The organism is Flavobacterium sp. CFBP9031 (assembly GCF_034044945.1).
In the GTDB taxonomy this organism is placed as follows: domain Bacteria; phylum Bacteroidota; class Bacteroidia; order Flavobacteriales; family Flavobacteriaceae; genus Flavobacterium.
The window spans coordinates 94,414-119,080 of the sequence record NZ_JAXCWF010000001.1; the positions used below are offsets into that span (position 1 = coordinate 94,414).

At 34.2% G+C, this 24,667-nt stretch carries 20 protein-coding genes and 1 pseudogene; 10 read left to right on the forward strand and 11 right to left on the reverse strand.

Annotation, left to right across the window (positions count from 1 at the left end; genetic code table 11):
- Positions 1-37 precede the first annotated feature (37 nt).
- From SOM12_RS00350 to SOM12_RS00375, 6 genes are all read left to right on the forward strand, one after another.
- A complete protein-coding gene (locus tag SOM12_RS00350) occupies positions 38-4,738 on the forward strand; it encodes a hypothetical protein (RefSeq protein WP_320491987.1) in 4,701 nt (1,566 codons plus the stop codon).
- A gap of 151 nt (positions 4,739-4,889) precedes the next feature.
- A complete protein-coding gene (locus SOM12_RS00355; RefSeq protein ID WP_320491988.1) occupies positions 4,890-6,287 on the forward strand; it encodes a DHA2 family efflux MFS transporter permease subunit in 1,398 nt (465 codons plus the stop codon).
- Positions 6,288-6,406: 119 nt separating this feature from the next.
- Positions 6,407-6,985: a Crp/Fnr family transcriptional regulator gene (locus SOM12_RS00360; RefSeq protein WP_095931578.1), complete on the forward strand. Its 579-nt coding sequence runs from the start codon at positions 6,407-6,409 to the stop codon at positions 6,983-6,985.
- A 164-nt stretch (positions 6,986-7,149) separates the two neighbouring features.
- Positions 7,150-8,007 (forward strand): SDR family oxidoreductase, encoded by an 858-nt coding sequence (locus SOM12_RS00365; protein WP_320491989.1) that lies wholly within the window; start codon positions 7,150-7,152, stop codon positions 8,005-8,007.
- Positions 8,008-8,057: 50 nt separating this feature from the next.
- A complete protein-coding gene (locus SOM12_RS00370; protein WP_320491990.1) occupies positions 8,058-8,588 on the forward strand; it encodes a VOC family protein in 531 nt (176 codons plus the stop codon).
- 9 nt (positions 8,589-8,597) lie between these two features.
- Positions 8,598-9,065: a nuclear transport factor 2 family protein gene (locus tag SOM12_RS00375; protein ID WP_320491991.1), complete on the forward strand. Its 468-nt coding sequence runs from the start codon at positions 8,598-8,600 to the stop codon at positions 9,063-9,065.
- A 64-nt stretch (positions 9,066-9,129) separates the two neighbouring features.
- Here SOM12_RS00375 and SOM12_RS00380 read toward each other — a convergent pair whose 3' ends face one another.
- From SOM12_RS00380 to SOM12_RS00400, 5 genes are all read right to left on the reverse strand, one after another.
- Positions 9,130-9,921 (reverse strand): SDR family NAD(P)-dependent oxidoreductase, encoded by a 792-nt coding sequence (locus tag SOM12_RS00380; protein ID WP_320491992.1) that lies wholly within the window; start codon positions 9,919-9,921, stop codon positions 9,130-9,132.
- A gap of 49 nt (positions 9,922-9,970) precedes the next feature.
- Complete coding sequence (locus SOM12_RS00385) at positions 9,971-10,552, reverse strand: TetR/AcrR family transcriptional regulator (RefSeq protein WP_320491993.1); 582 nt, start codon at positions 10,550-10,552, stop codon at positions 9,971-9,973.
- A gap of 78 nt (positions 10,553-10,630) precedes the next feature.
- Positions 10,631-11,617, reverse strand: coding sequence for an SDR family NAD(P)-dependent oxidoreductase (locus SOM12_RS00390; protein ID WP_320491994.1), 987 nt, complete (start codon positions 11,615-11,617; stop codon positions 10,631-10,633).
- Positions 11,618-11,937: 320 nt separating this feature from the next.
- Positions 11,938-12,762 carry a hypothetical protein gene (locus tag SOM12_RS00395; RefSeq protein ID WP_320491995.1) on the reverse strand — a complete coding sequence of 275 codons (825 nt, stop codon included), beginning with the start codon at positions 12,760-12,762 and terminating at the stop codon, positions 11,938-11,940.
- An 89-nt stretch (positions 12,763-12,851) separates the two neighbouring features.
- On the reverse strand, positions 12,852-13,652 hold the full coding sequence (locus SOM12_RS00400; RefSeq protein ID WP_320491996.1) for a helix-turn-helix domain-containing protein: 801 nt from the start codon (positions 13,650-13,652) through the stop codon (positions 12,852-12,854).
- 826 nt (positions 13,653-14,478) lie between these two features.
- Here SOM12_RS00400 and SOM12_RS00405 point away from each other — a divergent pair.
- Positions 14,479-15,396: a type IX secretion system membrane protein PorP/SprF gene (locus tag SOM12_RS00405; RefSeq protein WP_320491997.1), complete on the forward strand. Its 918-nt coding sequence runs from the start codon at positions 14,479-14,481 to the stop codon at positions 15,394-15,396.
- Between the two features lie 12 nt (positions 15,397-15,408).
- Positions 15,409-17,252: pseudogene (locus SOM12_RS00410) on the forward strand (OmpA family protein).
- Between the two features lie 119 nt (positions 17,253-17,371).
- Here SOM12_RS00410 and SOM12_RS00415 read toward each other — a convergent pair.
- The 6 genes from SOM12_RS00415 to pyrR form a co-directional block, all read right to left on the reverse strand.
- A complete protein-coding gene (locus SOM12_RS00415; protein WP_320491998.1) occupies positions 17,372-17,878 on the reverse strand; it encodes a CAP domain-containing protein in 507 nt (168 codons plus the stop codon).
- Positions 17,879-18,063: 185 nt separating this feature from the next.
- Positions 18,064-18,708 (reverse strand): pyridoxamine 5'-phosphate oxidase, encoded by a 645-nt coding sequence (pdxH, locus tag SOM12_RS00420; protein ID WP_095930537.1) that lies wholly within the window; start codon positions 18,706-18,708, stop codon positions 18,064-18,066.
- Between the two features lie 255 nt (positions 18,709-18,963).
- Entirely contained in the window at positions 18,964-19,869 is a 906-nt protein-coding gene (locus SOM12_RS00425) for a ribonuclease Z (protein WP_320491999.1), read from the reverse strand.
- 82 nt (positions 19,870-19,951) lie between these two features.
- The gene (locus tag SOM12_RS00430; RefSeq protein WP_320492000.1) at positions 19,952-20,284 is read right to left on the reverse strand and encodes a ribonuclease Z; all 333 of its coding nucleotides are present in this window, start codon (positions 20,282-20,284) and stop codon (positions 19,952-19,954) included.
- Positions 20,285-20,592: 308 nt separating this feature from the next.
- Positions 20,593-21,519, reverse strand: coding sequence for an aspartate carbamoyltransferase catalytic subunit (locus SOM12_RS00435; RefSeq protein WP_029273654.1), 927 nt, complete (start codon positions 21,517-21,519; stop codon positions 20,593-20,595).
- Between the two features lie 151 nt (positions 21,520-21,670).
- The gene (gene pyrR, locus SOM12_RS00440; RefSeq protein ID WP_320492001.1) at positions 21,671-22,210 is read right to left on the reverse strand and encodes a bifunctional pyr operon transcriptional regulator/uracil phosphoribosyltransferase PyrR; all 540 of its coding nucleotides are present in this window, start codon (positions 22,208-22,210) and stop codon (positions 21,671-21,673) included.
- Positions 22,211-22,481: 271 nt separating this feature from the next.
- Between pyrR and SOM12_RS00445 the strand changes: the two genes are divergently transcribed.
- On the forward strand, positions 22,482-23,720 hold the full coding sequence (locus SOM12_RS00445; protein WP_320492002.1) for a hypothetical protein: 1,239 nt from the start codon (positions 22,482-22,484) through the stop codon (positions 23,718-23,720).
- An 88-nt stretch (positions 23,721-23,808) separates the two neighbouring features.
- Positions 23,809-24,438, forward strand: a complete 630-nt coding sequence (locus tag SOM12_RS00450; protein WP_320492003.1) for a hypothetical protein — start codon at positions 23,809-23,811, stop codon at positions 24,436-24,438.
- Positions 24,439-24,667 lie beyond the last annotated feature (229 nt).

Sequence of the window (24,667 nt, forward strand, 5' to 3'; positions counted from 1 at the left end):
TATGCTTTATTTTTCAAAAAAACAGAATGATTTGCTTATGAAAAAAAATTACAAAATACATTTTGCAACACTGCTTATCTTGCTTTCGGTTGTTTTTTCTTATGGGCAGGAAATTCAGCCACCAAAAGAATTAAGTGTAGCTTCAAGTTCGATACAAAAGATTGAAGCCGCTGACCGTTGGGTAGATAAATTCTCAAATCAAGATTTGGTAGAACTGCCTATTGGTATTCGTAATACGGTAGATAATATTCAATATTCTATCGGAATTACAAAAGCTACTTTTACGCCAGAGTATACAACGCTGACAGTTTTCTGTAGAGTTGATATTCCTCAGAAAGATAAAAAAACCGGACAGCCCATGCAGCTTTTCTTTGGTGCAGATAATGTTAAATTATCGCATCAAGGAGGTATTATGGGCGAAGCTAAATTGGTATTGCTAGGCAATGTTGATATTCCGTTTAACGAAGATAAATGGCAGATTTCTTTATATGGAGGTTTCGAAATGGCGACTGGAAAGGTAAACGATCTAACGTATGTAAAGATTGATTGTGATGGTTTTAAAGAAATGAAGATTTCTGGTGCTGTTGAGTTTTCTAGAGATTTAATTCTGCCAATCGATCCGTTGACCAAAACGGTTGATGAAGCAAAAACTACAGTTCCTAAAACGTATTATAACGGAAAAACAGTTCCAATACCCAATAGAGTTAGAGGAGAATTTAGTTTTACAGCAGGGAGCTGGAATGATATTTTATTGAATGTAAGTCTGCAGCCTTTCGTATTAAAAGACAAACGAAACGGAAAAGATTTTGATGGTAATTTCCAGTTTTTGGTAAGCAATGCAGTATTAGATTTAAGTGATTTAAAAAATGATCCTGTAGTTGTTTTTCCAGAGTATTATGCAAAAAACTCACTTTTGGTTCCAAGTCAGGAATCGTGGAAAGGAGTCTTTGTTCAGACTTTTGATGTAGGTCTGCCCAAGGAATTTCAAACAACAGATACGGCATCAAGTAAAGAAAGGCTCCATGTAGGCGCACAAAATCTTATTATAGATAAATTTGGCGTTTCGGGAACTTTCTATGCCGATAATGTTTTTCCTTTAGATCGAGGAATAACCAGTCAGGAAAAATCATGGGCTTATTCGTTAGACCATATTGATGTGACTATTGCGGCAAATACTTTCGTAAAAGCAAATTTAAAAGGACAGATTCTTTTACCAATTAGTAAAGCTGCGCCAGAGAAAAAAGAAACTGCCGCTGCTCCTGCAGCAAATGCGACAGCCAATACAGGAACGGCTGGCGCAACAGGAACCGATTCTGCTAAACCAAAACAGACTAATAGAGCTGGTTTAGAATACAACGGATTTATTTCTATGGAAGAACAACAATTGGTTGTGATAACAAAAGATTCCATAGCTTTTGACATCTGGAAAGCAAAAGCATTATTGCTGCCCAATAGTTCTGTCGAGTTAAAATTAGTCAACGGGCGATTTTTGCCTAAAGCCAATCTAAACGGTTCGGTTTCTTTTGGAACCAATAAAGGAGCAACAGACGATAAAGATGTAGAAGGTAAGAAAACAGTAGACTTTAAAGGAATTACGTTTGAGAACCTGCAATTACAGACCGTTTCGCCTATCATTTCGGTTAGAAATATGGGATATAAAGGGACCGTTGGTTTTGGTAATTTCCCCGTTTCTATCGGAAACATTAACGTAGCCATTAATGGAGATGATTCCCGAATTGATTTTGATTTAGGAATTAATTTAATGGAAAGTATTGGAGCAGGAGCAACCGCAAGAATTGGAATAAAGGGTAAGATGTACGATGATGGATATAGGCAAAGAAGCCGATACGCTGGTTTGGATCTTTCGGCTATCCATATAGATTGTAAGTTCAGCGGATTAACCATTAAAGGAGGGCTTATTCTAATGGAAAAAGACCCTGTATATGGAGATGGATTTAATGCAGATGTTGAAGTCGACGTTGTGGATGTTGTTAATGTAAAAGCAAAAGCAATTTTCGGACGTACTACTTTTAGATATTGGTATTTTGATGGAGCGGTTAAGTTTCCTCCAACACCAGGTGTTCCTTTTATGATTACAGGTTTTGGTGGAGGAGCCTATTACAAAATGCATCGAAATCAAGATATTGCTATTGGCGAATTTTCTCCTTCGGGACTAAGTTATACGCCAGACGAGAAAATAAGTTTAGGAATTAAGGCTTTAATCTATTTTCACGTAGGAGCAGAAACCATTTGCGATGGCGAAGCCGGATTTGAAATGGCATTTAACTCAAAAGGAGGAATAAACAGATTAGCTATTTTCGGTAAAGCCAATGTTATGGCTAAAATTCCAGGACTTAAAAATGTTACCGATTTAATGGGTAAAGTAGCTTCAAATGTTACCGCTAAGAAAAGCTTTTTAGGAATTACAGAAAATGACCTTAAAGGTTCTTTTGCCAGCAAATACATTCCAGAAGCTAAAGAAGCAATTCCTGGAGATTTGTCTGCAGCAGTAGGGATAAAAATGGCAGCAGCTGTCGAATTTGATTTTGAAAACAAATCGATGCACGCCACTACCGATGTCTATATCAATACACCAGGAAATTTCCTTTCGGGAATTGGAGAAGGAGGAAGAGCCGTTTGGGGAGTTTTCCATAAAGATCCAAAAGATTGGTACATGTACATGGGAACACCAAAAGACCGATGCGGAATTAAAATTGGAGTTGCTGGTATGTATTTAAAAACTACAAGTTATTTTATGGCAGGAACGGTGCTTCCGGGCAGTCCAGCGCCACCTCCACAAGTAGCTCAAATTTTGGGTGTCGATTTAAAAGAACTGGATTATATGCGTAACGAAAATGAATTGGCAAATGGAGGAGGTATAGCCTTTGGAGCCAGTCTAGATTTTGATACAGGAGATTTAAGTTTCTTACTTTTCTACGCACGTTTTCAAGCAGGAATGGGATTCGATATTATGCTTAAAGATTATCAGGAAGCAAGATGTTCCAACACAGGAAGTCGTGTAGGTATAAATGGTTGGTACGCTAACGGACAATCTTATGCTTACTTGCAAGGAGAACTTGGAATTAGAGTTAAATTATCTTTCTTAAAATTAAAGGTTCCAATTATTTCTGGAGGAGCCGCAGTTTTATTGCAAGCAAAACTGCCAAATCCAGTTTGGATGAGAGGTTATATGGCTGGAAACATGAATATTTTAGGTGGACTGATAAAAGGAAAATTCAGATTTAAATTTGAAATTGGTGAAGAATGCCAATTTGAAAATCCATCGCCACTGGGAGGAATTAAATTAATAACCGATGTAACTCCAAAGCAAAGTTCGACAGATATTGATGTTTTTGCTGTGCCACAAGCCGCATTTTCAATGAAGGTTAATGAAGCTTTTGTAATCCCTGAAGATTCGGGTGATGTGACCTACAAAATAATCTTAGAGAAATTCAAAGTATTTGATGGAACAAAAGAAATTCCTGGGGTTTTTGAATGGAGTACAACTAAAGACAGAGTTAATTTTGTCTCAAGCGACATTCTTCCTCCAAATAAAGAATTGAAAGTTCAAGTTGAGGTAAGTTTCCAAAAAATGGTAAATGGTTCTTTCCAACCTATAAAAGTAGACGGAAAAGTGGCCACAGAATTTGAAGAAAGAATATTTACAACAGGAGGTGCGCCAAACCATATTCCGCTTAATAATATTAAATACTCTTATCCAATTGTAGAGCAAAAATATTTCCTTGAAGAAGAGTATCCAAAAGGATATATTCAGTTGAAGCGTGGTCAGGATTATTTGTTTGAAGACTCTAATTGGGAAACCAGTATAAAGGTAGAGCAAGACGGAATTCCTAATGCAAAAGCGGTTGCGTTTAACTATGATACTACTTCAAATGAAGTCTATTATAACTTGCCAAATATCGATCAGGAAAAGAAATATAATTTCTCTATCGTTAGTAATTTAAAGCAGAATGTAACAAGAAATACAGCAGCGAATACAAAAACAAATACAATTAGCGATGAAGGCAACGATATACAAATAAAAGAAAATCAAGCCGATGCCGTGTCTAAATCTGAAGGAACTATCGAACGTCTAACTTATTCATTCAATACCAGTAAGTACAGAACTTTTGCGTCTAAGATGAATGCGATCAGTACTCAAAACTATAACTTCGGAATTTTAGATTCAGATGTTATTTATTTGAGTAATACTATTTCGAGTCAGGAAGCCTTTGATATAGTTGATCTTATGGGTGTAGCTTATAGTGATAATAAAGCCGTAATATCGGCAGAATCTAAGTTGAATGATCAATATTATCTAGTAGATATTTATCCGTATTTATACAAAGATTATCCTTTAAACGGTACTTTCACTATTACCAATAGAGATACTAACGAGTTGGGTGTAGTTCCAGCCAAAGCAATTCCGCTTAGTTCTTATTATACGGTTAGTTTAGAAAACAATATCAATCAGTCGTATACAAAAGGTAATTTCCCATTTAATTACAATATGCCATTTTTCTATAAGGAAGACTGGGCTGATTTAAACAACCAAATAGTTAACTCATACGTTAACGGAGATGCTGGTATTATGGCACTTTCTCAACGATTTCATAATAGTAATTTCCAATTCATGAGACATGGAAATTATGAGATAGTAGTAAAGTATAATCTGCCAGGAAATAAACAAGCAAATGAGTTTGTTTATAAGTATAAAAACATTGCTGATTTTAGGTAATTTCTATAAAGAGCGTTAAGTAACTTTAAAAACCCGTTTGAGAATTCTCAAACGGGTTTTTATTTTAGACAAGCAGATTTAACATTTAGGAGCGCTTTTTTTTATTAATTTACATAATCTTACAAATCAAGCTTTTGTCTAAAACTAAAAGATGCTGAATAATAAAGAAGAAAAGAAAGAACAAAATGCAGTATATCTGCTTCCTTGGGTAACGGCAATTGCAATGTTTATGCAATCTTTAGATGGTACAATTCTTAATACTTCGCTGCCTTCAATAGCTAAAAACATGGGATATTCGGCCACCGAAATGGATTCGGTTATTGTAACCTACACACTCACATTAGCAATGTTTATTCCGCTTTCCGGATGGCTGGCAGATAAGTTTGGCACCAGAACCATGTTTATGATTGCCGTGTTTCTGTTTATCATGGGATCTTTGTTTTGCGCTCTTTCAGTTGATTTGAATACGCTTAACATGGCACGTGTTTTACAAGCGGTTGGTGCTTCCATGATGGTGCCAATTGCCCGATTGGCTATTTTGTATCAATACCCCAAAAACGAACTGCTTAAGACAATGAACTTTATAACCTTATTCGGATTGTTAGGAATGGTTGCGGGTCCAAGTTTAGGAGGTTTTCTCTCAGATAATTTCAGCTGGCATTGGATTTTTCTAATAAACATTCCCATTGGCCTCATCGGAATTTCGATGGCGTATCGCATTATGCCTAACTTTAAGCACGCAGTAGGAAGATTCGATTTTAGAGGATTGGTTTATTTCAGTTTGGCACTAATTTCTATCACTTTGGTTTTAGAACTTATTGGAAACGGACGACCACACATGATTGTGATTCTAAGTTTATTGATTCTCTTCGGACTGCTTTCGCTCTTTTATTACATTCATTATAAAAAAACGGAAAAACCCATAATCGATCTGCATCTTCTTAATATTAGAACCTTAAAAATAGGATTGATGGGAAGTTTAATTACTAGACTCGGAATTGGCGGACTGCCATTGCTTTTACCGCTTATGCTGCAAACCAGTTTTGGTTACTCGGCATCGGTATCAGGATTATTGCTGTTGCCTTCGGCCTTGTCAAACGTTGCGGTTAAACCTTTTATGGTATCTATTATAAAGTTTTTTGGCTACAGAACAGTATTGATAAGCAACACCATTTTGCTAGGAATTGTTTTGATTATTCTCGGATTTGTAACGAAAGAAACACCAATTGGATACTATATTTTACTGATGATATTCTACGGAATTTTCACCTCTATACAAATGTCTGCCATGAATACGATTACGCTTTCAGATTTGGATCAAGATACGGCGAGCGGCGGAAATACGATGTTGGTTATTATGCAGCAGCTTTCGGTAAGTTTTGGAGTTTCTGTGGCGAGTCTTGCGCTTTCTTTATTTCAGGACGGAATTTTCAATTTAGACGCTTCAAAAGCATTTCAATATACTTTTATTGCATTGGCTGTTTTTACCATCTTTTCAAGCTTTACTTTTTCAAAATTAAGTAAAACAGATGGAGGAGGGTATATGTAATTTTGTTTCACATAAATAAGTTTTTGTATTCAAAACAAACACAAATTATCCAATCAATCTAACTTGTTTTGGATTAAGTTATTTGTTCTTCAAATGGCTTTTGCATAATTTTACATACTATGTATGAAATATTCCAAAAGTATCTAGAAGAAAAAACTGAACTGACTCCCACAGAATCGGAACGTATACAATCATTTGCTATAATTAAAAAACTTCGTAAAAGACAATATCTGCTTCAGGAAGGAGATGTCTGGAAATACGATGCTTTTATTACAAAAGGCTGTGTTCGAACTTATACCGTTGATGAAAAAGGCAGTGAGCATGTAAATAGTTTCAGTATCGAAAATTGGTGGACAGGAGATCGTGAGAGTTTAATGATGCAGCAACCGTCTCGTTTTAATATTGATGCTATTGAAGATACCGAGCTTGTTCTTTTTACGCATGAGAATTTTGAATTGCTGTGCAGAGAAATTCCAGCTTTTAATAATATGGTAAATGCGATTCTGCAAAGAAGTTTTATTGCCGCTCAAAATAGAATTCAGGCTTCACTTACTTTAACGGCCGAAGAAAAGTATTTGAACTTTATAAGCAAGTATCCAGGTTTTGCTTCGAGAATTCCTCAAACCATGATTGCTTCCTATTTGGGTATGACACCAGAAACGTTAAGCCGTATTCGAAAACAAACCGCAAAGAAATAAATGTACAAGGAGCTTTTAAAGCTCCTTTTTTTATGCCCTTCTTCCAACTCTTGATCTATATCAAGTTTTTACTTATTTCTAGTCAATGTGCAGGTTTTGCATTCATCGCAACTTTGTAATGTTCAAAAGAAACAAACATTATAAACATTTAAATAGTAGAAATCATGTCAAAAACAATTTTCATTACAGGAACAAGTACAGGCTTTGGAAAATTAACAGCTGTAACATTAGCAAACGCAGGTCATTCTGTAATTGCAGGAATGCGAAATACCAATGATAAAAATGCCGCTGTTGCGAAAGAATTGGAAGCAATCGAAAACATTGAAGTAGTAGATATCGATGTTACAGATGATGCATCAGTTACTAAAGCAATCGAAAAAGTATTGATTAAATACGGAAAAATAGATGTTTTAATCAATAACGCGGCGGTAAGCGGTTTTGGTTTGCTTGAAGGATATTCTATCGATCAGGTTCGCAAAATGTTTGACGTAAACGTTTACAGCGTACTTCGCATGTATCAAGCAGTGCTTCCTTCTATGAGAAAAGAAAGAAACGGACTCGTAATTAACATTACAACTGGAGCAAGCGCACACACACTTCCATTTATGGTTCCGTACATCGCATCAAAACTGGTGGTTGAAAGTTTTACAGAAGGATTGCAAGATGAACTTGCTGATTACGGAATTGAAAACGTAAGCATTCAGCCTGGAGTTTATCCGACAGAAATGAATAACGGATCTAAAGCGGGTATTCATGCTGATAAAACACAAATTATAGAAGAATATGGAGATGCAGCAACCGAAAAATTCAACGCCTTAGGCACAGCATTATTTGGAAAAATGGCTCAGTTTGATATGAATCCGCAAACCATTGCTGATGGTATTCTAGAATTGGTAAGTATGAAAAAAGGGGAGAGACCGCTTCGTTTCCCGCTAGATGCCATTGCCCAAGGAACCGATAAAGAATTTATAGAAGCCCGCGCCAATATTAAAGCAAAATGGGTAGTAGCTTATACCAATTAATTTCCCCTTTAAAAACACATTTTAATAATTTACTTAGATTCAAAATAATCATGAAAACAACGCATATAAAATCAAATAAAAAAGTCCAAACTTCAGCAGCAGCAATGCTTAATTTATTAATACTCTTTTCTGCTTCAGAAAAAACAGCTGCACAAACTAGTACAGGAATCGTCGGAATCGATCATGTCGGAATCAATGTTCCTGATCTTAATAAAGCCGTTACATTTTTTAATGATGTTTTGGGTTTTACGCCCGTAACTCAATTAGGGCCAATTCCGCTTGACGCTGATTGGAAAAAACTAAATCACATTAATCCAAATACTGGAGCCGTTACCATAAAGATGATCAATGCAGGAAACGGAGCAAGTATAGAAGTGTTTGAGTATGCTGACAATAAAGGAAGCAAAATACACCCCAATACAGATGATATTGGAGCATCTCATATTGCATTTTATGTAAAAGATATTAATGCATCTGTACAATATTTAAAAAGTAAAGACGTAAAAATAATAGGAGAACCTTTTACAATGCCTTCTGGTGATACAGCAGGAGAAACTTGGGTTTATTTTGAAACACCTTAGGGATCTAAAATGGAATTGGTTTCGTATCCTAATGGAAAAGGATATGAAAAAACGAATCCCAAAACGATATTATGGTCTCCAAAAAATGAAGCAGTGAAAAAAGTTTCTGCAGATGATTTCGATTCTAAAAAGAACACGGCAATAGTAGAAAACCATCTTAAAATCTGGAATGAAAAAGTGGAGGTGAAACGTAAAGCTTTATTAAATCAAGTGTATGCGACTAATGTAGAAATGGTCGACCGTCATTTTATTGCTGAAGGAATTGAGGATATCAGTAAATTTATTGTAGAGCTTCAAACTAAAAATCCTGATTTTAGATTTACAGCCAAATCTGTAGAAACCAATCATAATATAGTTCGTTTGTATTGGCAGTTTGGTTCAAAAACAAAACCATCTGTAGTAAGCGGTATGGACTTGTTTGTTATTGAAAATGGTAAAGTTCAGAAACTGTATGTTTTTGTTGATCAAAAAGAATAACTTTTAAATTGATTTTGAAAGTTTTAAAAAGCCAGACAATAAGTTCTGGCTTTTTAAATTTCTATTAAATGGTTTTTAAAACACCACCATCTGCTCTTAGAGAAGCTCCATTTGTTGCCAAAGAAAGAGGACTTGCAAGATAAGTGGCAAGCGATGCAATTTCAGTTGGATTTATAAAACGCTGCAATAAAGAATGCGGATTGGTTTGCTGTACAATGCTATTTTTCATTTGTTCCACTTCGATATTCTGCAGAGATGCTATGTGTTCTATAACAGCCGCAACTCCGTCAGAATAAGTTGGTCCGCCTAGAATGGTATTTACGGTTACCTCTGTTCCAATGGTTAGTTTAGATAAGCCATTACTCACAGCAGTCATTGCGGCTTTAGTCATTCCATAATGAATCATATTTCCGGGAATATTTACACCAGATTCACTGCTTATAAAAATAATTCTTCCTGATTTTTTCTCCAACATCTGTGGTAGAAGTTTCTTAGAAAGACGAACAGAACTCATCACATTAATTTCAAATATTTTATACCAATCTTCATCTTCAATTTCTTCGAAGTTTTTTAGATCAAATTGGCCAACATTATTAATTAGAATATCGATGTTATTTAATTGGCCAAGTAGCGCGTCTATTTCCTCTTTTTTGCTAAAATCTGCTGCAATTCCAGATACTTTACAGTTTGGAAATTCGGTTTTCAATTTTTGGACTGCGAGATTTGTTTTTTCTTCACCTCTTCCGTTGATAATTACTTCTGCTTTTTCATTTAATAATTGTTGTGCAATTGCAAAACCAATTCCTTGAGTTGATCCGCTGATGAAAGCTTTTTTTCCTTCTAATTTTAAATCCATTTTTTATTATTTGTTTTTGTAATGATCGATACATAAATAGTAAAAAAAATTAGCTGATGACAGCTAATTGCATTTCGATTTGATCTTTTAATATTTTCTTGTCAGGATACATTCTGCGGAGCGTATTAAGTCCGCACCAAAACGTGATGAGGTATTTTCCTAGAACCTCAGGAGAAGTTTTAGATTGTATGTTTCCTTTTCTTTGTTCGGTTTTTATGGTTGCTGTAAACATCTGTTCGACTTCTTTTAAAATCTGTACAGCATTTGCTTCAAGATCTTCATGTATATAAGTCATTTCGACAACGGTATTGGCGATAATACATCCCTTCATATGTTCATTTGCGTCAGCTTCTGCAATACTTCTAAAAAAATCTTTAATTAATTCTAAAGGCGAATCACTTTTAGCAAGTTCATTTTTAAAAGCATCAAAAGCTAGTCCCCGTTCTTCAATAGCTTTTTTAAAAACTTCTTTTTTTCCGCCTTTAAAAGTATTGTAGAAGCTTCCGGCTCCAGCTCCAGTTGCTTTTTGTAAATCACTTAGAGAAGTTGCGCTATAACCTTTTTGCCAAAAAACTTCCTGAGCCTTTTTTATGATATTAGAATCTTCATATATGGTTGGTCTGCCTCTCATTTGATTTTATTTTTGTAATGATCGATACAAAATTATATAAAAATAATTATTCAGCCAATTTTTTTTTAATGTAATCCTTTAAGAAGATTTTTTAAGAACTAAAAACAACGCAGCTGCGAGACCTAATCCCATAATTGCAGTTTTAGCAAAATTAGAATCTGTTTTGGAAGGAATATTTCCGTAGACTCGTAAAGGTTCTTTTGAATTGGTAAGCACATTTCCAGGATTGTTCTCCTTATTTTGATTCAGTTTCATTTTTAGACGAAGCGCTGTCGATGCGGTATTGCTAATTAATTTTGGAAATAATTTATAAGTATTAGTAATTGCCGCCGCTTTAAAATCAGGAAACAAATCTTTTTTAGGATGTTTGGCCAAATAAACCATTTTGGCAGCAGTTTCGCGTGGATCAGAGGCAATAAAAGGAATTTTTATATCAAAACCCGAATACTTGGCAGAATGAAGATTTCCTGTAGAATTTTGTAGCTGAGGATACAGATTGCAAACATGAATATGTCTGTGGTTAGAAATTTCTCCCTGCAAACATTCCATCATGCCTTTAATACCGAATTTAGATGCAGAGTATACGGCGCTGTAAGGCGCGGGCATAAAGCCACCAATTGATACGTTATTAATTAAAATACCGTGATTCTGATTTTTAAAAATTTTGATTGCGTTGTAAGCACCATGCATGTATCCAAATAAATTGGTTTTTATAACCTGCTGATGAATTTCTAACGGAATTTCTTCAAATTTTCCGCTTGCCATCACTCCGGCATTATTGATCCAGATATCGATTTTACCGCTCATAGCGAGGGCTTCTGCGGCAACTTTCTCTACATCTTCAGCTATAGACGTATCTGCCGAAACACCCACAACAGAAACATTTAATGCTCGGCAAAATTCTACAACTTCATTAATACCTTTCCAACCTCTTGCTGCTAAGACTAAATTGCATCCTTCATGAGCAAAAGCTTCTGCAGCTGCACGGCCGACACCACTGCTAGCGCCCGTTATAACGACCGTTTTTCCTTTTAGATCATTCGTATATTTTTCTGCATTTTTCATATCTTAAATATTAAGCACGTTAAAGCGCATTTTTACTGCGGTGAGTTAATCAAATTGCTTTTTTAGACAAGATAATAATGCGCTTTTCGTTTGTTCTGCTTGAACTATTTTTTAAGATATATTTTTTCTCAGATGTTCTCGTACTGAATATTCTATTTTTTTGATTTAAAAAAAGCATAGCAAGTAATTTAGCAACGAAATAGCTTTTCCGTCTAATTGAAATATAAAATTAGAGTAAAACTATTCAGGCGCTGTTATATAATTACGCTTGCTAATTGCTTAATTAAGAGATTACAAGAAGGTTTTGACTATCAAGTTATTTATCTAATCCTTACAAATTTTAGATTGCCGGTTTTGGTTGTAATAATTAGATCTGCTTTATGCAAAATGTATTTCCCCTTTAGATAGTTTTTTGTTTTATGCTGCGAGTTATTGTTAGTTTTTAAAGCTAAAGAATCTTTTGTAAATGAGTATTCGCCATTTACAATGCTATCTAGTCGATCTGTTTTATTAATTTGAAAATTATTCATCATTTCAAAATGTAACCTTTCTTTAGTTTGAAGATTTTCCCAAGTTCCGTAAAAATCGTCTTGTGACATGTATTTGGTTTTCATAATACTAAACATAATAAAGAGACCAATGAATACGGCAGGAATATAAACGAATTTTATTACGCTAATCTTGTTCATCCATTTGGGTCTGTCACTGTTTTGAAACAATGGAGGTTCTTCTAAAAAGTATTTTAGAAAAACTTTATAATCAGAAAATAGTACAAACAATGCCATTAGGGTTAATGTTATCGCAATCTCTTTTGCATTAATATCATAAGCAAAATCGGTTAGAAGAATATTAACCATAAAAGTTAGGAAAAGAATAATCCCTATTCTTGTCGTTTTTCTAAAAAAGAGAAGGAACGAGCTTATAATTTGAGTAACGGCAATAACAATTGGATACCAATTGCAGTAGCCATAATAAAACCAAGTAAGGCGAAAACCATCTAGAGAACCAATAGGCATATCGTACACGCTTGGCTGTGAAACGAATTGGGTTTTTAATATTTTACCGTAAGCATATAAGATTATAATGGTAGCTAGAAAGTATCTGCAAAAGGTGTGTAAAAAAAGATGGATTTTTTGCCAGTTCATATTTTTTGGGATTTTTTTGTTTTACATTATTTGGTACGGGGTAAAAGTATAGTATCCCAAAATCGCAGAATTGTACAAATGGAAACTGTTTAGACAAACAGCCAAATATTTTCTTTTTCTGTATCTATATTTTTGAAAAATATTTGTGGATTTCTGTTTGTGAGCTCTTTAAAGTTTCGAATAAAATGAGATTGATCATAAAAATCATATTGAGACAACTCAGAAAAATTCTTGCTTTGCTTCTGTTTAAGAATTGAGTTTCTAAAACGATGAATTTTTCGGTACTCTGAAGGCGATTTGCCAATATGTTTTGTAAAAAGCTTATTCAAATATTGCCTGCTCATTTGATGTTTGAGAGCGATTTCTTCAATCTTTTCATCACTTTCAATATCGGTAAGTATTTTTTCAATTAAAGAAAAATCTTTGACTTGTAATTTAGAAAGCAGATAATCTTCAAGCTCCTGACTTTGTTTGTCTTTGGCCAAATTGAAAATTTCAATCATTTTAGCATTAAAGTCGGGCATAAAAGTAAAATCTAAAATAGTGCCTTCTGAAAAAAAACTTTTTGAATCTGATAAAAACTGACTTATTCCTAATGGTTTAAAGTAAATCGTAACTTCATTTATAAGCTCTTTGTAATGAATTTTAATGGGTTTGGTATAACGAGAAACTACACAAGTCATGATATTTTTATCTGGCGATGATTTTATAATGACTTCGTTATTTTGTATTTCAACATCTAGATCTTCATTGGTGGTTAGAATGCAGAAATTATTAGGGAAAGTGAGATATTGTACAGAGCCCGAATTTTTATTTTTTGAAATAAAGTAATATCCTTCAATATATTTTTTTAAAATTTCATTTTTAGGCTGATAAAAATCCAGATTCATTTGTTCTCTTTGAGGTAATTGGTAAAGGTTTATTCTTTTGGAATAATATTGACAAAACTAAAGTAGCAAATTAAAACTTTGCGCTATCGTTGTCTGTTCTTTTTTTTTAAATATAAAATTTGACAAAATAATACGAGCTTTAAACTCTTCCAAAATGGAAATGCATTTATCAATTTGCACTATCGATAATTGGACACAAAAAGGGTTTCTTTTATGATCATAAATGGTAATGAAAAATTCGGATTCAGAAGAGCACATTATGGCAGTATGCAATTATCATTTTTGCAAACTTTTTTTTTTTGCATTTGTTTGTTTTGAGTGTAATAAAAAAGACTTATTAAATAATAAAAACAACGTTAAAATGTTGGTTTTCAATATATTTTATATATTTTTGTAAGGCATTTAGTATTTATTGGTGTTTTTAAAATATTGGAATTGCTTTTTTGACAGCCTGCTTATTATGCGAGATGCTTTTTTTCGCTATTTATAGTATTACAATTTTCTAAATAGTATAGAATTTAGCCAGCTAGTGCATATTAAAAACAATTGCAACATTTTTTTTCTTGCCCCGTTTTTTTTAGTATTCCTATTTTGAATCTGCTATCAGCCAGACCCTATAACAGCCTTACGATTAAAGCAGTGCACTTTAATATTCTCTACCGCATTTTTTCTCTCTGAAATTTAATTTTTAAAGACGGTTGCCCAAATTGGTCTTAAATGCTGATTTACATCTGCGATCTTAATAATTCGATTATTCCAGTAAAAATTTTATGGAGGCATCAGTTTTTGTAAGTTGACTGTCGTGTCCTTAAGTAAAATATAAAATATGAGTAAAAATATACTTTTCTGTATTGGTCTATTATCACATTATATTGTTTATGCACAGCAAGATGCGCAGTACACACAGTATATGTACAATACAATAGCCATAAATCCTGCCTATGCAGGTTCCCGTGGAGTATTTAGCGTATTTGGCCTTTACCGCACCCAATGGGTTGGTCTTGATGGAGCGCCAGAGACAAGCAGTTTCTCAATCAATACGCCAATAAACAATAGCAGATTAGGCATTGGAGCTTCATTGGTCAATGACAAAATTGGCCCTACAAATGAAAACAACATCTCAGTCGATCTGTCTTATACCATTCAGACCTCTGCAGATTTTAAGCTTTCATTTGGCATCAAAGGAACGGCAAACATCTTCAATTTGGATGTAAACAAATTAAATCCTGCAGATCAGGGCGATCCCCAGTTTCAGGATTTAAACAGCAAATTCTCTCCAAACGTTGGAGCTGGAGTCTACTGGCATTCTGACAAAGCATATATTGGTCTGTCTGTTCCTAACTTTATTGAAACAAACCGTTACGACGATAATGATGTGGCAATTTATAAAGACAGAATCAATTACTACTTAATTGGAGGCTACGTATTCGATCTTGACAAATATCAGTATATAAAATTTAAACCCGCCATTTTAACCAAAATGGTTCAAGGGGCACCATTGCAAGTAGATGTATCTGCGAATTTTATGTTCTACGATAAATTTATGATTGGTGCAGCTTACAGATGGAGCGCTTCTTTAAGCGCTATGGTTGGGTTTCAGATCACAGACGGACTTTACTTAGGGTATGGCTATGATCGGGAAACCACCAAATTGAACAATTACAATTCAGGCTCGCACGAGATCTTCCTGCGCTATGAATTCTTCTCAAACAAAGGCAAAATGACAACCCCTCGTTTCTTCTAAAAATAAGGCATCATGAAAAACTATACACTACTTTTCGCTGCAATCATAGGCGCTTTTTCATTCGGCAGCTATGCCCAGCAGGCAAAAATAAATGCTGCAGACAAAAAATATGACAGCTACGCTTATGTCGATGCAATAAAGATTTATGAAAAAGTTGCGGCCAAAGGCTACAGATCTGAAGACATGTTTAAAAAACTGGGAAATGCCTATTATTTTAATTCAGATTTTCAGAACGCGGCAAAATGGTACGGCGAATTATTTTCAATGCCGTATCAAAAAATGACAGCAGAGGAAAGCTCTACAGAGAAGATGCAAACTATCTGGACCAGATAAAAGCAAATTCTGGGAGGTATCAGATAGAAGATGCGGGCATTAACAGCAAATACTCCGATTACGGGTCATTTGTCTGCAACAACAAAATTTACTTTGCATCTGCGAGGGATACGGGAAATTTTATACAGCGCAAACACAAATGGACAGGAGAATATTTCACCAATATTTATAATGCTGATCTGGATCCCGCAACGGGAACCGCATCAAAAGTAAATAAGTTTAAATCGGCTATTAATACCAAATTTCACGAAGCTTCTCCTGTCTTCACCAAAGACGGAAAAACAGTCTATTTTACCAGAAACAACTATATTGACGGCAAGAAAGGCAAAGACGAAAGCAGAGTCACTTTAATCAAGCTTTATAAAGCGGAATTGGGGAAAGACGGCAAATGGACCAACATTGCAGAGCTTCCTTTCAACAGCAATAATTACAGCACAGGCCATCCAGCTTTGAGCCCAGACGAAAAAACGCTGTATTTTGCTTCCGATATGCCGGGATCTTTTGGAGAGTCTGATCTGTATAAAGTAACTATAAATTCAAATGGCGGGTTTGGGCCTCCGCAAAATCTCGGAAACGCGATTAATACGGAAGGAAAAGAAACGTATCCCTACTTAACTTCTGAAAACGAGATTTATTTTGCGTCTGACGGGCATCCGGGTCTCGGAGGATTGGATGTTTTTGTAGCCAATATTGACAATAGCGGAAAAATAAGCAACATTCAGAATGTCGGGGCAGATGTCAATTCTCCAAAAGATGACTTTGCGTATATTATTGATCCTGAAACGAGAAGAGGGTTTTTCACTTCCAATAAAGATGGAGGACAGGGTTCTGATGATATTTATAAATTTCTAGAAACCAGAAGGCTCAAATGCATCCAACAGCTGTACGGAATAATATCGGATGCAGAAACGGGGCTTGCGCTTCCGGGAGCAAAAGTCACTCTGTATGATGACCAGATGAACCTTAAAAACTCTGCCGCTGCAGACGGTTCCGGAATGTACACTTTTGATGTGGAATGCGGAAAAACCTATTTCGTAAGGGCAGAAAAGCCAGAATTTGCTACAAAAGAAGTAAATATAACTATAGACAAAACAAGCGGCAAGACCAATCTGCCGATTGCGCTTGAAAAATCAACCTGCAAGGTTACTGTGGGCGATGATTTGGGAAAATGCTTCGGAATCAAAATGATCTACTTTGATTTGGACAAGTCTAACATTAGAACCGAAGCGGCGTTGGATCTGGAAAAAATACTCGTTGTCTTAAACGATAATCCAAGCATGAAGCTGGATATCCGCTCGCATACAGACAGCAGAGCTTCTCACCAGTACAACGAAGCCTTATCTGACCGAAGAGCAAAATCGACCATCCAGTGGCTGATTAAAAACGGAATAGCGCCTAACCGATTAACCGGAAAAGGCTACGGCGAAACCGAACTTGTAAATAAATGTGCAGACGGTGTTCCATGCACTGAAGCAGAACACCAGGCTAACAGACGAAGCGAATTTATTATTACGGCTTTATAACCTAAAAAAACAGATAAACAAAAAAAGCTGCCATAAAGGCAGCTTTTTTTAATTTAAAAAGTCGTTGCAATTCTATGAATCACAACGACTTCTAAAAAACCAACCTGTTCAATATATTTTTAAAGCTTCACAAATATGTTAGTGTAATATTTTTTTCCTGTAGCTGGATCTGTGGTTACAGATAACCCAAAATGAGTATAATCGCCAACTATATTTTCTTTGTGCCCTGGACTATCAAGCCAAGCCCTTACAGCGGCCTCTGGAGTTTTATAATTGTAGGCAACATTCTCTCCTACTCTTTTAGCTCCCAATACATTAGTCATATTAGTAGACCTAGCAACAAAATCGTTATGATCTACAACATTATTCTGAATCATATATTTATTATGCTCTTCACATTTATAAGATATATGATTAATTCTTTCCAGAGAATTTAAACCAATACTCAAACGGTATTCGTTTATTAATCTCATCGTCTCTATTTCGGTATCGTTGTATGTGTAATTTGCAACAAGTGTTTCTGTTGGAGTAGTAGTTTCCAAGCCAGCTTCAGCGGAGTCAGCAGAACATGCGTTCATTGCGACAAGAATCGCAATGAACAACATGGTGCGCATAATCTTTTTCATAATCATCAGCATTTTAGCGGTTTAAAGTAAATGTTGGGGCAAATCCTTTAAATTTATCTTTGAATAAATATCGTTCGTATTATTGTATACCAAACGTATTCAATTTACCGTTAAAGTGCAAAATTAATCGATGAAATGCATTTATTTTTTTATTTATTATATAAAATTCTTACGTAAAACTACTTTTAAGAAGATAACCTTTCAATCTTCCAAGAAAAATCTGACTGGCTCGTGTAGCGAATTCTATCATGAAGCCTGTTGGGTCTTCCCTGCCAAAATTCAACTTGTAATGGAGTCACAATATAACCACCCCAATTTTCGGGTCTGGGAATTGCTTTTCCTTCAAATTCAGTTTCTAGTTTTTTTAAGTTTTCTTCTAAAAAAGTTCTGGACGGAATCACTTCACTTTGCTTCGAAACAATCGCTCCAAGCTTACTTCCATCAGGACGAGAATCAAAATAATTATCTGAAATAATCTCAGATGTTTTCTGAGCTATTCCTTTAATGATTACCTGACGTTCTGCTTCCTGCCAAAAAAAAGACAGACAAACATTTGGGTTTGCTTCTATTGCTTTTCCTTTTTCGGAATTGTAATTGGTATAAAAGATAAACCCTTCTTCCGAAAATTTCTTCAATAAAACCACGCGAGCCTTTGGAAAGCCGTCCAATCCAATTGTCGAAACCGTCATGGCATTCACCTCTCCGCTTCCGCCAAAATCTTCCACCTCATGAAACCATCGGTTAAAAAGATTAATTGGATCTTCGGGAATAGTACTTTCTAATAATTCGCTTTTCTCGTAAGATTTTCTATAATTACTTAAATCGTTCATGACTTATGATATTAGATTGTTGATTTTAGATTTTAGATTATTGTTTCAGGTTTCAGGTTTCAGGTTGACAGAATCTGAATATTTGACTGTCACACTGAGCGAAGTCGAAGTGCTTTTATAAACAGAAGTTGATTTGCAAACGTGGGCTTCGACTTCGCTCAGCCTGACAAACGTGAAATGTTAAACCTGAAACAACCACATACAAACTTAGTCCCTTAGAACCTCAGCATCTCAGAACCTTAGAACCTTTTTTAGTTAAAACTCAAAACTACGTCCATCATCTCCCAAAAGCACATTTGGGAAAACCGTTTCGGCTTCTTCTTTAAAACGCTCAATTCCGTCGTAACGTGTTGAATAATGACCTAAAATTAATTGTTTTACATTGGCTTTCAATGCAATATTGGCCGCTTCTTTTGCTGTCGAATGCAGTGTTTTTTCTGCCAGTCTTGCTTCAGATTCCAGAAACGTAGACTCATGATATAAAATATCCGTATTCTGTATAATCGGAATGATCTCTTCGTTGTAAACCGTATCAGAACAGAAGGCATAACTTTTTGTTGGTGGCGGATCAAAAGTCAATTTTTTATTTTCGACTACAGTTCCATCATCAAGTGTGATATCACTTCCATTTTTGATTTTCTGATAATAAGCCACATGAATATCATAACGCTGAACCCCTTCAATATCTAGTTTTCTTTCATCTGGTTTTTCTTGAAACAGAAAGCCATTGGTATAAACACGATGCTTTAACGGAATCGTTTTTACAATAACCTTTTTATCTTCAAAAATAACTTCACTTTCTTTTGATTCTAATTCGTGAAAAAACAAAGAATAAGTTGTCCAAGATTCCGTCAATTTTAACTGAAGAAGAATTAATTCTTTAATTCCTTTTGGGCCATAAACATGTAAATCGGTTGTTCTTCCCAAAAGAGAAAAAGTAGAAATCGTCCCAATTAATCCGTACAAGTGATCGCCGTGAAGATGGGAAATAAAAATGTGATTTATTTTTGAGAATTTAATCTTATTCTTTCGAAGCTGAACTTGAGTTCCCTCTCCACAATCAATTAAAAACAATCGGTTTTTAATTTCTAGAACCTGCGAAGTCGGATTAGTAAGTGTTCTCGGAGTTGCGGCATAACAGCCAAGTATGGTTAACTTCATTTTAGATTGTTGATTTTAGATTTTAGATTGTTTTTTAGACTTCAACATTCAAAATCTAAAATCTGAACTCTAAAATCTACAATTAAAACCCTAGGTCTCTTTCGATTTCTTCCATTTCGATAATATCATGCGCTTCCAAAAGTGAAGGAACCACAGCCAACTTATCTGAAATAGCATTAAAATCAAGATCGGTTGCAACTATAACAAAAGATTTTTTTGCTTTTTTATGAAGCTTAGAAAGTGGTAAAAAAGCTTTCAAATCTTTTTCTGTAATTGCTGCATCAGCTGATAAATCGATTATAATATTTTGTTTTTCAAAGGTTTTAAACTGTTGCGTCACTTTTTCCAAGAAAGCGTTTACGTCTCCTTGAGTATCTTTAATCGTAACCGTATGTCCTTTTTGATCTACTTTCATTTTTATAATTTGTGGGGCTTGTATTTTATGATGCTAATTTAGTAAGTTTTTTTGTTGTTTCAAGTTTCAGGTTTAAAGTTTCAGGTTTCAGGTTTAAAGTTTCAGGTTTAAAGTTTGAGGTTTCAAGTTTCACGTTTGTCAGGCTGAGCGAAGTCGAAGCCCACATTCGCAAAGCATATTTCGTTAAAAAAAACACTTCATTCAATGCAACACTCATTTCAAAACTGAAAACCGAGACTGAGACTGAATACTAAAACTGAACACTAATCACTAATCACTAATCACTAATCACTAATCACTAAAAAAACCTACTGTATCTTAGAAGCCAGCAAATAAATAACCGCCATTCTAATCGCAACACCATTCTCCACCTGATTCAAGATCACCGAATGATCAGAATCTGCCACTTCAGAAGTAATTTCTACTCCTCTATTGATTGGCCCTGGGTGCATAATTACTATTTCTTTTCCTAGCGAATCCAAAAGCGGTTTGTCAACCCCATATTGCTGTGCGTACTCGCGTGTCGATGGGAAGAAATTCACATCCATACGTTCGTTTTGTACACGAAGCATATTCGCAACATCGCACCATTCTAGCGCTTTACGCAGATTCGGCTCAACCGTAACACCAAGTGATTCAATATATCTCGGAATCAGCGTTTTTGGTCCGCAAACTTTTACTTCTGCGCCTTGCATCTGCAAAGCATATATGTTGGATAAGGCTACTCTCGAATGCAGAATATCGCCTACAATAACTACTTTTTTTCCAGCAACATCACCCAATTTTTCTCTGATAGAATAACTATCTAACAAAGCCTGAGTTGGATGTTCGTGCGCTCCGTCTCCGGCGTTTACGATACTGGCTTTGACATTTTTAGATAAAAAATAAGCCGCTCCGGGATTGGAGTGGCGCATTACAACCATATCAACTTTCATCGAAAGGATATTATTAACAGTATCAATCAAGGTCTCGCCTTTTTTAACCGATGACTGAGCTGCAGAAAAACTGATTACATCAGCAGATAAACGTTTCTGCGCTAATTCGAAAGAGAGTTTGGTTCTGGTACTGTTTTCGAAGAAAATATTGGCAATGGTAATATCTCGTAATGAAGGAACTTTCTTAATCGGTCTATTAATGACTTCTTTAAAATGATCTGCCGTTTCAAAAATCAGGTTAATATCATTCTCGTTGATATATTTAATTCCTAATAAATGATTTACGCTTAATTCTTTCATCTTTCTGTTTAATTGTTTATTTGTTTAATCGTTTAATCGCTTTCTTTCCGATTAAACAGTTAACCGATTTAACGGTTTAACTTTTTTAATTTCTTTAATTGTTTAATCATTGGTTTCTCCGATTAAACAATTAACCGGTTAACCGATTAAACTAATTTGTCACTAGGTGAACAACATCTTCACCATCATTTTCTTTCCAGCTTACAATTACTTTTTCACCATTAATAGCATCTACCTGACGACCTCTATAATCGGGCTGAATTGGTAAATGACGACTGAAACGTCTGTCTATTAAAACCAATAATTCAATTTCTGAAGGTCTTCCAAAAGATTGAATGGCAGTTAACGCAGAACGAATGCTTCTTCCTGTAAACAAAACATCATCAATAAAAATGACCTTTTTGTCTTCGACTATAAAATTGATTTGGGTTTTATTGGCTTCAAGCGGTTTATCAGTACGACGGAAATCATCTCTAAAAAAAGTGATGTCCAGATATCCTAAAGAAATTTCAGGAACCTTGTATTCGATTTCTAATATTTGTTTTAAACGTTCAGCTAAAAAAACGCCTCTTGGCTGAATTCCAACTAAAATAGTTTCAGAGAAATCAAGATGTTTTTCGATTAACTGACAAGCCAAACGATGGAGTATGATAGTAACTTCTTTCGAATTAAGTAATACTTTTTGACTCATAAGTGATTGTAATGTTTGGTTGCGCAAATATACGGAATCTGATTTTATTTGTTGGGGTGTTGAGTGGGGATTTTAAGTTTTGATAATTATTTATTTGATGAACAATTATTTTTACATTTTTAAAAATAAAATCTTACTTTTTTATACTTAAACTTTAACCAAAAAATTATACATTAGCTTATTTACATTTAATGAAAAGTGTTAAATAACTCAAGATAGACCTTATAATTTCTTTTTGACTTAATCATTAATTTATTCAATTAACAAAAGAATGAACTATAGTAGAAACTCTAAAATTTTCAGCAAAGGAAACATCCAAGAAATTTTTCACACTTCATTTAAAAATATAGTATCAGCAATTGAAGGCGAAGATGAGAACTATCTATTAAATGTTAACGAACAAAATTATATTGAACATTTGGCAAATAAATACAATTTTGATTGTCCTGAAATTCATTACGAAAAAGTTTATGTTGATAGTTACGAAGGTGACATACCAGCAGAATGGTTTCCTCCTTCCTATTATGTAGTGAGTGGAGAGAAATATAAAAAACAAGTAATTCAGTTCTTTGTCCCTTGTTCAGGAAATATATCATTATTATTTTATACGCCAATAAATTCGTTTTTTTTGGATTCAGGGAATTTTGAAATTAGAGGTGAAACATTAGTTGTCGAATATATCTGTTTTAATGAAGATGCAAAAAGTATCAGAGAAAATTATGAAAGTGATAAAAACCATATTCAACGAATTGCAGAGGGCTTAATTACAGACATTGAGAGATTTAATTTAATGCTTGAAGGATATATTAAATCACTACTTCAACAAAGGAAGCAAAAACTACTTTCACAAAATAACTTATTATCTTCTCTTGGAATTCCTTTGAGAAAAAATGAAAATGTTGCATCTACATTCTCCATTCCTAAACCACAATTAAGAGAAAAAATAATTGTAAAACCAACAGTTACGGAAAAAGGTTTTAAACCCGAACCAACACTTGATGACGATAATTATCAAAAAATATTAAAACTAATAAATGATGTTGGCAAAAACTTTGAAAGAATGCCTAGCCTTTTTAAAGACAAAGGAGAAGAAGATCTAAGAGATCATATTTTAATGGTACTTGATCCAAACTTTGAATCTGGGAGTGCAAGTGGAGAGACATTTAATAAAACCGGAAAGACTGATATACAATTACGACATAATAGCTCAGTCGTTTTCATCGGAGAATGTAAATTTTGGAGTGGAGAAAAGAATTATCTATCGACGATTGATCAACTATTAGGCTATTTAACTTGGAGAGACACCAAAGGATCTATAATATTATTCGTTAAACAAAAAGACATAACAGCAGTTATAAACAAAGTGACTAATGAAACTAATAAACATCCAAATTTCTTAAGTTTTATTAACAAATCGGATGAAAATTGGTTTAATTATCGCTTTCATATAAATGGGGACACTAATAGAGAAGTTAAATTAGCAGTTCAACTTTATCATTTGTCAAAATAAAATTTTGCACTAATTAAATCATCATTTATCATATTTAATCATAAAAAATCAAATTGAACATAATAGATCCAAATAAAAAAACTCTAAAATGGAAAACGATTTACATCTAGTTTTTACTTATCCCGAAAATTTCCCTAAAGAAATTATTGATGACGATATTGCTAAAATTGAAAGTCAAAATTTAGAAATTCATATTGAAAAACAAGGAATTGAAACTTACGCTTCATTTGAATGGATTGTGCCAACTTTTTTTGCAACCTATCTTCTTAAACCTTATTTTGAGTCTTTCCTTCAGGAAGCTGGCAAAGACCACTATCAACTTCTAAAAAACTCTTGCAAAAAAATGTTAGAAAGAGGAAAAGAGACTCAAGTTAAGCTAATTTCGGCAAGTAAATCAACAAAAAAACTATCTAAAAAATATAATCAATCACTTTCCGTTTCTATTTTGGCAGAAACGAAAACAAAAAGATTAATTAAACTTTTGTTCGATAATGATTTAGAACTAGATGATTGGGAAAATGCTGTTGAAGAATTATCTAATTATCTTTTAGACCATTATCAAAATTATCCTAGCGATCAATTATCAGATAAAATAAAAGATTTATCTCAAAAACCACATCATACTATTTATGTAAAAATAAATCCAAAATCCAAAAAATTAGAATTTCATGATGATAGCACCTTAATGATGGAAACCAGGAATCTAGAACTATCTTGAAAAAAATTCACATTACATTCTCTGATTTCTAAGATCATAATCTAATAAAAAACAAATGCTTCAAAATCTTCTAACCAAACCAAAAAAAATATTTTTACTAGATAGCTTTGGAGCTTTATTAACTACCATTCTACTCTATTTTTTTTTGATAAATTTCAATATTTTTTTAGGCTTACCAAAATACGTTTTCGAATACCTTTCAATTATTGCATTCCTATTTTTCATTTAT